At 66.4% G+C, this 14,434-nt stretch carries 11 protein-coding genes; 6 read left to right on the top strand and 5 right to left on the bottom strand.

Going from position 1 to position 14,434, the window contains the following annotated elements:
* Positions 1 to 305: 305 nt before the first annotated feature.
* On the bottom strand, positions 306 to 1,523 hold the full coding sequence (locus ACFQQC_RS05635) for an acetyl-CoA acetyltransferase (protein WP_376860499.1): 1,218 nt from the start codon (positions 1,521 to 1,523) through the stop codon (positions 306 to 308).
* Between the two features lie 12 nt (positions 1,524 to 1,535).
* Positions 1,536 to 3,050: a carotenoid oxygenase family protein gene (locus tag ACFQQC_RS05630; RefSeq protein WP_376860498.1), complete on the bottom strand. Its 1,515-nt coding sequence runs from the start codon at positions 3,048 to 3,050 to the stop codon at positions 1,536 to 1,538.
* A gap of 133 nt (positions 3,051 to 3,183) precedes the next feature.
* On the opposite strand from ACFQQC_RS05630, the gene ACFQQC_RS05625 reads away from it, so the two are divergent.
* Positions 3,184 to 4,371: an acyl-CoA dehydrogenase family protein gene (locus tag ACFQQC_RS05625; protein ID WP_376860497.1), complete on the top strand. Its 1,188-nt coding sequence runs from the start codon at positions 3,184 to 3,186 to the stop codon at positions 4,369 to 4,371.
* A 144-nt stretch (positions 4,372 to 4,515) separates the two neighbouring features.
* Here ACFQQC_RS05625 and ACFQQC_RS05620 read toward each other — a convergent pair whose 3' ends face one another.
* Complete coding sequence (locus tag ACFQQC_RS05620) at positions 4,516 to 6,849, bottom strand: TonB-dependent receptor (RefSeq protein WP_376860495.1); 2,334 nt, start codon at positions 6,847 to 6,849, stop codon at positions 4,516 to 4,518.
* Between the two features lie 477 nt (positions 6,850 to 7,326).
* On the opposite strand from ACFQQC_RS05620, the gene ACFQQC_RS05615 reads away from it, so the two are divergent.
* From ACFQQC_RS05615 to ACFQQC_RS05595, 5 genes are all read left to right on the top strand, one after another.
* Positions 7,327 to 8,598 (top strand): spinster family MFS transporter, encoded by a 1,272-nt coding sequence (locus tag ACFQQC_RS05615; RefSeq protein ID WP_376860493.1) that lies wholly within the window; start codon positions 7,327 to 7,329, stop codon positions 8,596 to 8,598.
* Positions 8,598 to 10,226, top strand: a complete 1,629-nt coding sequence (locus ACFQQC_RS05610; protein ID WP_376860492.1) for an AMP-binding protein — start codon at positions 8,598 to 8,600, stop codon at positions 10,224 to 10,226. Before ACFQQC_RS05615 ends, ACFQQC_RS05610 begins: the two co-directional genes overlap by 1 nt.
* Positions 10,227 to 10,257: 31 nt before the next feature.
* The gene (locus ACFQQC_RS05605; RefSeq protein ID WP_376860490.1) at positions 10,258 to 11,199 is read left to right on the top strand and encodes a winged helix-turn-helix transcriptional regulator; all 942 of its coding nucleotides are present in this window, start codon (positions 10,258 to 10,260) and stop codon (positions 11,197 to 11,199) included.
* Positions 11,200 to 11,315: 116 nt separating this feature from the next.
* Positions 11,316 to 11,711 (top strand): nuclear transport factor 2 family protein, encoded by a 396-nt coding sequence (locus ACFQQC_RS05600; protein WP_376860488.1) that lies wholly within the window; start codon positions 11,316 to 11,318, stop codon positions 11,709 to 11,711.
* Positions 11,708 to 12,082 (top strand): nuclear transport factor 2 family protein, encoded by a 375-nt coding sequence (locus ACFQQC_RS05595; RefSeq protein ID WP_376860486.1) that lies wholly within the window; start codon positions 11,708 to 11,710, stop codon positions 12,080 to 12,082. Before ACFQQC_RS05600 ends, ACFQQC_RS05595 begins: the two co-directional genes overlap by 4 nt.
* Positions 12,083 to 12,085: 3 nt before the next feature.
* Here ACFQQC_RS05595 and ACFQQC_RS05590 read toward each other — a convergent pair whose 3' ends face one another.
* Together ACFQQC_RS05590 and ACFQQC_RS05585 are read right to left on the bottom strand one after the other, a co-directional pair.
* Complete coding sequence (locus ACFQQC_RS05590; RefSeq protein ID WP_376860863.1) at positions 12,086 to 13,525, bottom strand: AMP-binding protein; 1,440 nt, start codon at positions 13,523 to 13,525, stop codon at positions 12,086 to 12,088.
* Between the two features lie 62 nt (positions 13,526 to 13,587).
* Complete coding sequence (locus ACFQQC_RS05585; protein ID WP_376860485.1) at positions 13,588 to 14,415, bottom strand: DUF1295 domain-containing protein; 828 nt, start codon at positions 14,413 to 14,415, stop codon at positions 13,588 to 13,590.
* Between the last annotated feature and the right edge of the window lie 19 nt (positions 14,416 to 14,434).

Raw genomic sequence — 14,434 nt, 5'->3', positions numbered from 1 at the left:
CGGGACCCAGCGGCGCCGCGACAGCGGCGAAACACTCAAGTGGAAAGTTGAAGCGCCGGCGCTCCCGACAGGGTCGCGCTCACGCGCGCCGCTGGGTCCCGGGGTTCGCTACGCGCCCCCGGGATGACGATAGCGGTGAGGCGGCCATACGACCGTTTTTGACGCATCGGCATGCCACACTGTCCAGCATGGCCTTCGCCCCGCCGGACAAACTGAACAAAGTGGACAGTCTGTACCAATTGGACTGTGTTTTCGGCGGACCGAAAAGTGCACTTTTGTGCACTCAAAAAATAATCAGGTGGCCCTCAAACCCCGATGACGAGGCTCACCGTCGTCGTGGTCGAGCCGCCGATGTTCAGGGTCTGGACCGTCTTCGCGCCCTCGACCTGCATATCGCCCGCGGTCCCGGTCGTCTGCTTGAAGGCGTCCAGCGCCATCCGCACCCCCGTCGCCCCGACAGGGTGACCACAGCCGATCAGGCCGCCCGACGGATTGAACGGCAGCTTGCCGCCCAGCTCGATGTCGCCCGCCTCGATCGCCTTCCAGCTCTCGCCCGGCGCCGTCAGGCCCAGATGGTCGATGGCCATGTATTCGGTCATCGAGAAGCAGTCGTGGGTCTCCACCGCGTCCACCCCCGACAGGTCGATCCCGGCGCGGGCGCGAGCGTCGTCGATGGCCCGCTTCACCTGCGGGAAGACATAGGTCTGCCCCTCGCTGGCGAGGATCTTCCGGCCATAGTCGATGGGGGCGCAGCGGTGGCCCCACCCCTTGATGCGCGGAAGGCTCTCCAGCGGAATGCCCCGCTTGCGCGCATACTCGGCCGCCCGCTCCGGCGAGGCCAGGACGATGGCCGAGGCCCCGTCCGTCACCTGGCCGCAGTCGGTCTTGCGCACCCGCCCCTCGATCACCGGATTGGCCTCGTCGTCGTTCGAGAAGCTGGCCTCGGTGAACTGGTAGTTCCGGGTCTGGGCGTTCGGATTGCGCTTGGCGTTGGCGAAATTGATCTGCGCGATCCGGCGCAGGTGCTGCTCGTCGATGCCGTAACGGCGGTCATACTCCTCGGTCAGGTCCGAGAAGGCGCGCGGCCAGGGATAGGTCGCGTCCAGATACTCGTGCCCGGCCCAGGCGGCGGCGCCCAGATGCTCGGCCGCGGTCACGCCGGGGACGTTGCGCATCATCTCCAGACCCAGCACCAGCGAGGTGCCGTAGCGGCCGGATTCGATATCCGCCGCCGCCGCCAGAACCGCCAGACTGCCCGAGGCGCAGGCCGCCTCATGGCGCGAGGCCGGCATGCCGGTGAAGCGGTCGTCCGCCATGGCGAAGAAGCCGCCCAGCATCCCCTGACCGGTGAACAGGTCGCCGACAAAGTTGCCGACGTGACCCACATCGATGTCCTCGGGGGCCAGACCGGTGTGGTCCAGCGCCCCGTGGACGGCCTCGGCGAAACCGTCGCCGATCTCCAGCCCCTCACGGGCGTAGTTGCGCGCGAAGTCCGACTGCCAGCCGCCGAGGATGTAGGTCATACGCTTTCGTCCTTACGCCGCGCTCTGGGAGGCGCGGATGGTTTCGCCCTGCGCCCAGGTGGCGTGGGTGCCGCTGGACAGACGTCCCGGCAGGATGATCCGCGCCACCGGCCCGTCGCCGGGCTTCTGCGCGTCATAGATTACGCACTCCGACCGGTTCTCGATCATGTCGGTGACATAGGTGATCAGATAGCCGTCATCCTCGCTCGTCGCGCCGATGCGGGGGGCGAAGCCGGGCTCGGAGCCGTAGCGTTCCGGGCCGAAGTCGACCGCCCAGCTCTCGCCGGTGTCCATGTCGTGCTTGACCAGACCGGTGAACAGGAACCAGCCGGGCTTGGACACGGCGCTGTAGGCGTACTTGTACTTCACGCCGCCGTACTGGTTGTTGATGATGCCGAACTCCAGCACCCGGTCGTCCATCCGCTGCTCGGTCGTCTTGCCGGTCTTCAGGTTGAAGCGCCAGCGGTGCAGCTTCGGCTGCAGCATGTTCTGGTCCAGGAAGGTCATGATCCGCTCATGCCCCGGCCAGGCGTCCGGGCTGGTCTTGGGCACCGGATTGTCCTGGAAATAGCCGTCCATGATGATCTCGTCGCCCTCCTCCCACGCATTGAGGAAGTGCAGAACGTAGGTCGCGTCGGCCTCGAACCACCGCACGTCCTCGGCCTTGCCGTAGCGCGGGATAATGCCGAAGCGGGACTTCATGTCGGCGTGGAAGCGCGCCGCGTGGATGCCCTTGGGCAGCAGGTCTTCTTCCCAGAACAGGGGGAAGTCGTTCAGGATCGAGTAGTTGGTCGTGAACGCCATATCGTGCGGCAGGCGCGCGCCCGGCAGCGGGATCGGCGTGAAATGCTTCAGCTTGTTGTCCGGCCCGACGACGCCGTAGTGCATGTGCGGCGCGGCCTTGGAGTAGTTGAAGAACAGCAGGTCGCCGGTCTTCTCATCGACCTTCGGGTGGGCCGAAATGCCTTCCGGCGGGCACCAGTCGGCGCTTTCCAGCTGTTCCATCGTATAGGGATCGAGGCGGTAGCCCTCCCCGCACTGGTAGAAGGTCGACAGGATGGCGCCGGCGTGGACGATCACGTCCGTCGAGGACGAGTCCTTCAGCCCGCCATGCGCGCCCCAGCCCGGCTGTTGCGACAGCGACGGATGCTCGGCCAGACCGGCCCAGATCGCATGGCCCGCCGCCTGCTCGGCCAGGAACCCCTTGGTGCGGACGAAGCGGTTGCGATAGGCGGCCTTGCCGTCCCTGAAGCTGATCGTGTGGATCATGCCGTCGCCGTCGAACGGGTGGTAACGGCCGATCGGCTCGTGAACCGGGTTCTCGGTGTTGCGCACATAGACGCCGTCGATGTCGGTCGGGATGGTCCCGATCACCGGCATGTCCTCGGCGGTGAACTCCTCATGCTGAGGCGTCCAGGCGCCCGTCATGTAGGGATGCTCGTTCGGCTTCAGCGTGGCCTTGAACGGTTCCTGCGAAACCTTGCCCAGTTGGACATCGCGGGCAGCGCCCGTCGGTTCGAAACCCATCAAAAACTCCTTGCGGACCAACGGTCCGGAAATAGTAGCTTTCGTTAGAATACCATTCTTGTCGCAGAAGGCGAGGGGTTTTAGTATCCGTTTGAAAGCGACGCCGAAGATGGCGCGATACGGGAGGACTACGATGGCTGACCACACCGCTCCGGCGCTCGACTTCGACGGCCTGCGGCCGCCCAGCCCCTTCCTGACGGAGCGGCACGATGCCTGGCGGACCCAGCTGCGCGGCTTCGTCGATACGCACATCGCCCCGAACCTCAAGGACTGGGACGCCGCCTCCGACTTCCCCGACGGCCTCTATGTCGAAGCCGCCAAGGCCGGCATCCTCGGCATGGGCTTCCGCGAGGACCTCGGCGGCACGGGCGAGGACATCGACCTGTGGGACCGCATCATCTTCGCCGAGGAATTCTTCCGCCTCGGCTCCGGCGTCGTCTTCGCCGACCTCGCCACCCCGTGGATCGCCCTGCCCCCGATCATCTCCGGCGGCACGCCCGAGATGCTGGAGCGCGTCGCCAGGCCGGTGCTGGCCGGCCAGAAGAAGATCGCCTTCGCCGTCACCGAACCCGGCGGCGGCTCCGACGTCTCGGCCTTCACCACCACCGCCGAACGCAAGGGCGACGTCTTCGTCGTCAACGGCGGCAAGACCCTGATCTCGGGAGCCATGAAGGCCGACTACCTGCTGACCGCCGTCCGCACCGGCGGCCCCGGCATGGGCGGCCTGTCCATGCTGCTGATCGAGACCGACCGCGCGGGCGTCAGCCGCGGCCCGGTCCCCGGCCTCGAATGGTACAACCGCAACAACGGCTGGCTGAAGTTCGACAATGTCGAGGTCCCCGTCACCAATCTGATCGGGGTCGAGAACCGCGGCTTCTCGGGCCTCGCCGGACAGTTCAACATCGAGCGGTTCAGCGGGATCTCCGCCACCCTCGCCATGGCCCGCACCTGCATCGCCGAGGCCATCGCCTTCGCCCGCGAGCGCCAAACCTTCGGCAAGCGGCTGATCGACCACCAGTCGATGCGCCACAAGATCGTCGAGATGATCCAGCGCCTGAAGGCCGCCTATGCCTTCCTCGACATCCTCGTCTGGCGCTTCCAGCGCGGCGAGACCCCGGTGGCCGATCTGGCCCTCCTGAAGGTGCAGGCCACCACCACGCTGGAGCACTGCGCCCGCGAAAGCCTGCAGGTCCTCGGCGGTCGCGCCTACACCGGCGACAACCGCGTCGAGCGCATCTACCGCGAGGCCCGCATCTTCGTCATCGGCGGCGGCTCCGAGGAGATCCTGCGCGACCTGGCGGCCAAGCAGATGGGGTTCTGACCCCCTCATCCGCGACACGACAGAGCCCTCCTCCGGTCCGCCGGGGAGGGCTTTTTTCTTCTGGCCGCCCCAAAGAAGAAGGCCCCGGCGTCAGGAGAAGGCCGGGGCCCCAAGGCTCAGGAAAACGCAGCTTCTTCAGAAGACCTAGAAGTTGCGACGCAGGGTGATGCCCCAGGTGCGGGGATCACCAAGGAAGGCCGAGTACGATCCGGTCTGGAACGTGGCCGGGATGATGCGGCGGTAGTAGTCCTTGTCGAACAGGTTGCGGGCCCACAGATCCACCGCCCAGTCGCCGCTCTCGTGACGCAGCGAGAAGCGGGCGTTGGCCACCGAGAACGAGGGCTGGATCCGGTTCGGATCGAAGCCGCCGGTGTAAAACTCGGAGCTGTAGCGGTTGTCGATATAGGCCACGCCGGTCAGGTCGCCCGAGATCGGGAACTCATAGGTGACCGAGGTGACGTTCACCCAGTCCGGCGACTGCTCCATTTCCCGACCCGAATAGGTCGAGTTGCCGGTGCTGGTCGGGTAGTAGGCGTCCGTATAGCTCAGGCCATTGGTCAGGGTCAGGCCCTGCATCGGCCGCCAGGTGACCTCCAGTTCCGCGCCTTCCGAGATCGCTTCCTCGAGGCTGCGAACCACGAAGTTGATGCCGGTGTACTCGATCAGCTGGAAGCCCGAGAACTTCTGATGGAAGATCGCCAGGTTGGCGGTCAGCGAGCGGTCGAAGAACTCGCCCTTCAGGCCGAACTCATAGGCATCGACCGTCTCTTCCGAGAAGGCCAGGTCGCGGGCGTTCGGCGTCGCCGGCGTGGTGAAGCCGGCGCGGTCGAAATTATAGCCGCCCGACTTGTAGCCCCGCGAATAGGACAGGTAGCTCGTCAGGGTCGGTGAGAACTCGTACGAGACGTTGAACGTGCCGGTGACGGCGTCCTCGCTGCGCGAGTCCGAGTCCCCCGCCGGGTTGAAGCGGGTATCCCAGAAGGGGGCACAGAAACGGGTGACGCCCGGCGCATCGCCGGTCGCCACGGCGCTGTCGCAGGCCGGGTTGAAGTTCTCACCCCAGAAGTCGATCGACTTCTTGTTGTTGGTGTAGCGCAGGCCCGCCGTGATGCTCAGCTGGTCGGTGATGTTGAAGATGTTGTGGGTGAAGACCGAGATGTCCCGTCCGCTCTGCTCACCGACCCCCCGCGCACCGTCGCCGGGCGTGAAGGCCGCCAGGGTCGTGGCCTGGAAGGTCGCGGCGCCGCCATAGATCAGCGGATAGTCCGCGCCCATCCGGTAGGCGGAGTCGTTGCGGACATCCTCGTCCGAATAGTAGGCGCCGACCAGCCAGTCGACCATGCCGGCCGTGCCCTGCAGGCGGAGCTCCTGGGTGAAGACGTCGAAATTCTGGTGCAGGCCGTCGGGGGCGAAGAAGCCCAGGTCGGCGCCCGAATGGTCGAAATCCTGCGAGCGCGAGGCTTCCCAGCTGCGGTAGGCGGTGACCGAGGTCAGATCCCCCCAGCCGAGATCCCAGTTGGCCTGAGCCGAGAAGCCCCAGTCGTCGATGTTCTCGGAGTTGACGCGACCGACGCTCTTCGACGCTTCACGGTCGAAGGGATTGGTGCTGGTGTAGCCGATCTCGCCACGCGCGCCGGCCAGGGTGTTGACCAGACCATAGGTCGGGCCCGCGATGGCCAGAACCGCGACGCAGCAGTTCTCTTCGCGCTGGGTGTAGTCGGCGCTGAACATCCACGACAGGGTGTCGCTGGGCTCCCAGCGCAGTTTGGCGCGGATGAACTGGCGGTCCAGATTGTCCAGCGTCTCCTGGCTGTTGGCGTCAGGATAGAAGCCGTCGCGGGTCTCGGAGCTGGCCTCGACGCGCAGGGCCGCATTGTCGCTCAGGGGCAGGTTGATCGCGCCCGCCAGCCGCATGTTGGAGAAGTCGCCGTAGGTGCCTTCCATCCGCCCCTCGACACCGGCGAAGCTGGGCGCGCGGGTGACGATGTTGATCAGGCCCGACGAGGTGTTGCGGCCAAACAGGGTGCCCTGCGGTCCACGCAGGACCTCGATCCGCTCCAGGTCGCCCAGCTCGGACAGGGCCACGCCGGTGCGGGCGCGCGTCACGCCGTCAATGACCACGCCGACCGAGGACTCGAGGCCCGGGTTGGTCGAGGTGGTGCCGATACCGCGGATGCGGATCGACGAGTCGGCGCCGCCGCCCGGGGTCTGGAACTGAACGCTGGGCGCCAGGCCCGTCAGTTCGCGAATGTCGGAAACGCCCGAGTTCTGCAGCTGCTCGGAGCCGATGGCGGTGACCGCCACCGGCACATCAATCAGCCGCTCCTCGCGCTTGGTCGCCGTGACGATCACATCGCCCAGCTGAGAGGCGCTCTCCTGCGCCGGTTCTTGCGGAGCTGTCTGGGCCCATGCCGGCGTCGCGCCGAGAGAAGCCGCCAGAAGCAATGCGGATACGCTGATCGAACCTCGAATGGTCACGCCCTATCCTCCCATGAGCCCTCGTTTAGCCGAGGTGCTTCAGTGCTAGGTGTAACTTGCGTATTCAGACTGTCAAATAGCTTTTGTAATCAGACCAACTTCCGTGCTTGAGTGATCAGAGGCCGATGCGGGCCTGTGACGCGGACCTCAAGCCGCAGCCGGACACCCTCGCATCGCGCCCACGCAGACCGGAAAACCGGCGCAAGAACAGGGAGTTGAGACGACGCCATGGAGACATCGGCTTCGCGTCACAGCGTTCGCAACGGACTGCCCGCGCAGCCCGCGAAAAGCCGCGACACAACGTCCATTTTTTGCGTGCCGCCTGCGCCAAGTCACTTTCACCTTTAGATTGATCGCTTGACCGGACCTCGCCGAATGACCAGTACGACGTCCCCTGAATCGCCTGCGGAATCGCCCGTTTCAGCGCCCCCTGCCCAGGCCCGGATCTGGCCGCATCCCGGATGGGGATGGTTCGCCGTGGCGGCCCTGATGGTCGCCTACACCTCCAGCTTCATCGACCGGCAGATTCTGAGCCTTCTGGTCGAGCCGATCCGCGCCGACCTCGGCATCAGCGATACGGAGTTCAGCCTGCTCGCGGGCCTCGCCTTCTCGCTCTTCTACACCCTGATGGGCGTGCCGCTGGCGCGTCTGGCGGACCGGGGCAGCCGCCGTCTGATCATCGGCATCGGCATTGTCGTGTGGAGCGTGATGACCGTCTGCTGCGGTCTGGCCAACAGCTTCTGGGCCCTGTTCGCGGCGCGGGTCGGGGTCGGCATCGGCGAGGCGGCCCTGTCGCCCGCGGCCTATTCGATGATCTCGGACTATTTCCCGCCCCGTATGCGGGCGCGCGCCCTCGCGGTCTATTCCATGGGTCCGTACATCGGCGCCGGCCTGGCCCTGATGATCGGCGGCGGCGTCATCGACATGATCGCCCGCCACGGCGTTCTGACCCTGCCCTTCGTCGGCGAACTGGCGCCCTGGCAGCAGACCTTCGTTCTGGTCGGCCTGCCCGGCCTGCTGATCGCCGCCCTGTTCCTGATCGTGCGCGAACCGCCCCGGCACGGGCTGGTGAAGGCGGACAAGAATGCGGGGGTGATGAAGTTCCTGTGGGCGCGGAAGAAGACCTTCTACGCCATGATCCTGGGCTTCTCGATCTTCGGCATCGCCGGCATCTCCTATCTGGCCTGGATCCCGGCCGTGCTGATCCGCCAGCATGAGTGGACGGCCTCGCAGGTCGGCTTCACCTACGGCGCGGTGCTGTTGCTGGCGGCGACGCCGGGCGTGCTGGTCGGCGGCTGGCTGAGCGATTGGCTGGCCGCGCGAGGGCGCAAGGACGCGCCGCTTTACGCCGCCATCATCGGTCTGGTGTGCAGCATCCCCTTCGCCATCGCCACGCCCCTGATGCCGACCGCGACGCTGACCGTCGCCTCGCTGGCCGGGTTCAGCTTCTTCGCCGGGGTGATGAACAGCCTGCCCGCGACCTCGCTGCAGTCGGTGTCGCCGAACCAGTTCCGGGCGCAGGTGACCGCCATCTACTTCCTGATCGGCAATCTGATTTCGCTGGCCGGCGGTCCGACCATCGTGGCGGCGATCAGCGACGCCTTGCTGGGCGGATCGCAAATGATCGGCGTCTCGCTGGCCATCGTGAGCGGCGTCTGCATCACCGCCGCCTCTATCATCCTGATCAAGACCCTGCCCCACTTCCGCGCCAGCGTGGATGAGGCGCAGCAATGGCAGGGAGAGCACTGATGGGCGCGCTGAAGCTTCCCTGGTTCGACCCGAAGCCGCCGACGGCGGACGAATGCGTGATTCCGCGCCTGCTGGACCGCTACGCCGCCGAAACGCCGAACAAGACCTTCATCCGCTATGAGACCGGCGAGGAATGGAGCTGGGCGGAAACCCGTCAGAAGGGGCTCCAGACCGCCGCCGCCCTGCAGGCGTACGGCGTGAAGAAGGGCGACATCGTCGCTGCCTGGGCCCCCAACTCGGCGGCGCTGGTGCGGTCATGGTTCGGCGCCAACTACGCCGGCGCGGCCCTGGCGCCGATCAACACCAGCTTCCGCGGCAAGCTGCTGGAGCATGCGATCCGAAAGACCGGGGCGACCATCCTGATCGTCCATCCCGATCTGGTCGAGCGACTGGAAGGCCTGTCGCTGGGCGCGGTCCGGCGCCTGATCCTGACCGGCGAGGCCAAGGGACCGATCAATCTGGATGTAGCGGTCGAGCCCGCCTCGGCCCTGTCCGGCGACGCCTCGGCCTATGCTCCAGTGTCGTCCGATCCGTGGGACGTGCCCGTGGTCATCTTCACGTCCGGCACCACCGGCCCGTCTAAGGCGGTGCTGACCTCCTATGTGCAGGAGTGGACCACCGGCAAGGTCACTTACGGCTATATGCATGGCGGCGACCGGATGCTGGTCAACCTGCCGATGTTCCACGTCGGCGGCATCGCGGCGATCACGGCGGCGGTGTCCTGCGGCGGTTCCGTCGCCCTGTTCGAGGCCTTCGACACCCGCCGCTTCTGGGACGTGATCCGCGAGACGGAATCGACCGTCTGCAGCGGCCTGATCGGCGCCCTGACCGCCTTCCTGATGAAGGAACCGCCGAAGCCGGACGATCGGGACAATCCCCTGCGGATGGTGACCCTGGCCCCGATCACCGAGGACACAGTCGCGCTCGCAGACCGGTTCGGCTTCGACTACATCTCGGGCTTCAACATGACCGAGGTGTCGGGGCCGCTGATCTGCGCGGTGAACGAGACGGTCATGCGCTCGTGCGGCCGCGCCCGCGAGGGGATGGAGTGCCGGATCGTCGACGCCTTCGACAATGAGGTGCCGCATGGCGAGCCCGGCGAACTGGTCATCCGCGCCGACAACCCCTGGACCCTGAGCCACGGCTATCTGGGCGATCCCGAAGCCACCGCAGAAGCCTGGCGCAACGGCTGGTTCCACACCGGCGACCTGATGCGGCGCGACGCCGAGGGCTGCTTCTTCTTCATCGACCGCAAGAAGGATGCGATCCGTCGCCGGGGCGAGAACATGTCGTCGCTGGAGATCGAGATCGAGGTCTGCGGCCATCCGGCGGTGCGCGAGGCGGCGGCCTACGGGGTCGATCTGCCCGGCGGCGAACAGGAGGTGATGGTGGCCGTGGCTCCGGTTCCGGGCGCGACCATCGATCCAAGGGAATTGCTGGAATATCTGATCCCGCGCATGACCCATTTCATGGTGCCGCGCTACGTCCGGGTCGAGGCGGAACTGCCGAAAACCCCGACCAACAAGATCCAGAAGACGGGTTTGCGGGCCGACGGGGTGACGGCGGAAACCTTCGACCGGGAGGCGGCCGGTCTGTCCGTGCGCCGACAGAAGCTATCGACCGCTTGAACAGGGTTCAGCGGGACCGCTAAGACAAGCCATGGCTACCCAAGGCGCGCCGAAGACCCGACTGGTTCCCAAGAGTTCCCTGAACCGGGCGCTGAATGCGCTCGGCGATCGATGGAGCCTGCTGATCGTTCAGGAGGCCTTCCTCGGCGCCACTCGGTTCGAGGAGTTCCACGAACGACTGGGCGGCGCGCGCAGCACCCTGTCCAGCCGTCTGCAGGCGTTGGAACGCCACGGCATCCTCGAGAAGCGCCCGCACAAGGATGAGGGCGCGCGCATGGCCTATCATCTGACGCCGCGCGGGCTGGACCTGTTCGATAGCATGATCTTGATGTGGGGCTGGGGCGTGCGCTGGGGCGTGGCCGGCCGCCGCGCCCCGACCGTCTTCGTCCACACCGTCTGCGGCAAGCCCATGCTGCCGGAGGTGCGCTGCTCGTCCTGCGGCGAGCCGATGACCCTGCACAGCTGCAGCTTCGTGCCCGGCCCCGGCCAAGGCATGGAGAAGCTTCCCGTCCAGCGCATGCATCGCAAGCGGCAGCCGACGGACGGCACGGCGGCGTTCGAGCTGGTGGACCTGCTGGGCGACCGCTGGACCGGCCTTGTCGTCAGCGTCCAGTATTTCGGTATCCACCGCTTCGACGAGATGCAGAACATGCTGGGCATCGCGTCCAACATCCTGACCGACCGGCTGCGGACGCTGGAGAATGCCGGCATCTTCGAGCGGCGGCTCTATGAGATCACCCCGCCCCGGTACGAGTACTGGATGACCAAGAAGGGGCTGGATCTGTATCCCCACGCCCTGACCATGCTGGGCTGGGCAGAGACCTGGCTGAAGGACAAGGCCGGACCGCCGGTTCGCATCCGGCACAACTGCGGCGCGCCTCTCGCCAACGAGGTCGCCTGCAGCTGCTGCAAGGGGCGGCTGAGGATGTCCGAGGTCCTGCTGAAGCCCGGCAAGGGCCACTCCATCACCTGATCTTCCGCGCCTCGCGAGGACGTGAAAGTCCACGTTTGAAAGCGCCCGTCATGTCGCTTGCATAAACAAACTTGCCGTCCTAGCGTTCGTCCAACGACAAGAACGGGAGTGACGCCATGAGCGAGAAGATGAAGGTGGTCGAGGCCATGATGGCCGCGTGGAAACGGCGCGACGTCGAGGGCTTCATCGCCACCCTGTCCGACGACATCGAGTACCACTGGCACCCCACCAAGCGGGCCGCCGTGGGCAAGGACAAGATGCGGAAATTCCTCGCCAACTACGAGCAGGGCTTCGATCAGCAGGAATGGCGGATCGTGCACACGGCCGAGAACGGCGACGTGCTGTTCGTCGAGGGCATGGAGGTCCTGGTCGACCGCTCCACCGGGGTGAAGATGGACAACCCCTTTGTCCAGATCTTCGAGATCCGCGACGGCCTGATCCACCGCATGCGCGACTATTATGACACCTCGCAGGTGCATGCTCCGGCCAAGCCCGAGAAGGCCTCGGCGTGACGGCGCCGATCGACCGCCTGCGGGCGCTGATGGAGGTCTCGGGACGTCGCGACAAGGCGGCGTTCCTGGACGCCTTCGACCCGGCCATCGAGTACCACTATCACGTCGGCACTCGCCCCCTGATCGGAATCGAATGGGTCGACAAATTCATCAGCCGCTACTGGGCCAACCACTCGCAGACCGAATGGGTGCTCGATAACTGGGCCCAGAACGGCAACAAGGTGCTGACCGAAGGCCGCGAGGACTATGTCAACGCCGACGGCGTGAAGGTGTCCCACCCCTATATGGGCATCATCGAGTTCAACGATGCCGGCAAGATCATCGCCTGGCGCGACTATTTCCAGATGAAGGACCCGGCCGCGACGGGTTGAAGCTCAGGCTTCAACCCGCTCCGCCCGAAGCTGGCTCCGCCGGACCTTCCCCGCATCGTCGCGCAGGCGTTCGGCGGTCGCCTCGAAACTGCGCGGCTGTTTGTAGCGGGCGATGCGGTCGGCGAGGAAGGCGGCCAGCGCGGCCTGATCCAGCTGGCCGTCCACCGTCTCTACGATGGCGTGGACGCGCTGGCCCAGATCGTCATCAGGCAGGCCGAACACCACGCTGCACTGGACGCCCGGGAAGGCGTCGATCGCCGCTTCGACCTCGGCCGGATAGACGTTGGCGCCGCCCGACAGGATCATGTCCACGCGCCGGTCTGCCAGGAACAGATAGCCGTCTGCATCCAGCCGCCCCAGATCACCCAGGGTCTCGAACTCGCCCACCGCCTTCGGCTCGGCGCCGAGATAGCGATAGGTGGTCCCCTGCCCCCGCAGCGGGCGGAAGAATATCTCGCCGACCTCGTCGACATCGCAGGGCGAGCCGTCCGGGCGCAGCACCTGCATCTCGTAGCCGGGCAGGATGCGACCGACCGAGCCGGGCTTGTTCAGCCACTGCAGGCCGTTGATGCCGGTGCCGCCCATGGCCTCGGTGCCGGTGTAGAGCTCCCACACCGTCTCGGCCCCGACCCAGTCGATCCACGCCTGCTTGAGCCAGGGCGGACAGGGAGCGGCGATGTGCATGACGGCGTCGAGCGAGCTGATGTCGTACTTCGCCTTCACCTCGTCCGGCAGGGCCCAGATGCGGTGCATCATCGTCGGCACCTGGAACAGCCAGCGGACCTTGTGCCGCTCGATCAGTCGCAGGGCTTCCTCGGCGTCGAAGCGGGGCATCAGGATGACGTGCAGGCCCCAGCCCATGGCGAAGCAGGTCATGCCGAACGGGGCTGCGTGATACAGCGGCCCCGGGTTCATCAGCACGTCCTTGTCCGGCAACATGCCCAGCAGGGGCTTGTCCGGATCGGCCACGCCCGGCGACATGTCGACGATGACCTTGGGACGTCCCGTGCTGCCGCCCGAGGCGATGGCCTTCAGGTGCGGCGCGATCTTCTCGGGTAGCGGGCTGTCATCGGCCGTAGCGTCGAAGGTGTCGACCTCCGCATGCGCGGGCCAGTCGCCCGCCTTGGCTGCATCGTTTATGACCACCAGCCGAGGCTTCAGCAGGTCGAGAATGCCCGCCAGTTCGGCGGCCGGCAGCTTGTGCGACAGCGGCGCAGGCGTCGCGCCCAGCGCCCAGATGGCGAACGCCAGCTCGAGGAAGGCCGGGCTGTTCGGCAGGGCGATGGCGACGAAGTCTCCCGCCTGCACGCCCAACCGTTCCAGTGTCCGCGCACGGCGGTTGACCCGCGAGGCGAGCGCCGCGCGGGTCAGGGTCGTTCCCTCGAACGACAGGGCCGGAGCGTCCGGGTCGCGCGCGGCGTGAATGTCCAACAAGGCCCCCATCCCCCGGGGCGTCATCTCGCCGATCCCGGGGGTGGACATGACGCGGGGGGTAGCGGGCCTCTTCACGCGGCCTCCGATCCGGCTTTCTTCGGCGGCCAGGGGATCAGTGAACTGGTGCGGGCGATGTAGTCCGCATAGCCGGGGCGCTGATAGGTCAGGCGCTTCTCGTAGGACGGTCCGCCGCTGTATTTGACGAACATCAGCAGCAGAAGCAGCGGTCCGGCGATGGAGACGATGCCCAGCAGGCCGCTCTCCGCCGCGACCAGCCAGAGGCCGAACCAGACGCACAGGTCGCCGAAATAGTTCGGGTGCCGGGTGTATTTCCAGAGGCCGCTGGACAGCACCTTGCCTTCATTGGCCTTGTTCGCCTTGAAGCGGACCAGCTGGAAGTCGGCGGTGCTCTCAAACAGGATGCCGAAGATCACCAGACCGGCGCCGATCCAGCCCAGCGTGCCGATGACGGCGGGCGTGGGTGACATCTGGCCCAGCTGGACCGGCAGGCTGACCGCCCACAGGATCGGCGCCTGGAACATGAAGACCAGACGCCAGGAGGCGACCGGGAAGCTCCAGCCCTTGGTCTCCTGCGCGCGGCTCAGCATCTTCACATAGCGCCTGTCGGGCCCATGCGAACGCCAGCGCCACAGGATGTAGAGGCCCAGCCGCAGCCCCCACAGCCCGGCCAGCACCAGGAGGAGCTGCATCCGGGCGGGCGAGCCGTCCGCCTGCAGGAAGGTGGTCACGGCCATGAAGGCCAGCCCCAGCGCCCACCATGCGTCGACGAAGGTGACGTCCTTCAGGGCGCATCCGATGGCCCAGAGGATGACGAAGGACGCGATACAGATCCCGAGGTTGATCCCGAGGATCGTGATGATCTCCTGAACTGGCGGCATTGGGCTCCCTCCCCCTTGT

Source organism: Brevundimonas sp. GCM10030266, from assembly GCF_042666595.1.
GTDB lineage: Bacteria > Pseudomonadota > Alphaproteobacteria > Caulobacterales > Caulobacteraceae > Brevundimonas.
The sequence above is the reverse complement of the archived record's forward strand: the minus strand, read 5'-3'. Positions and strand labels throughout refer to the sequence as shown.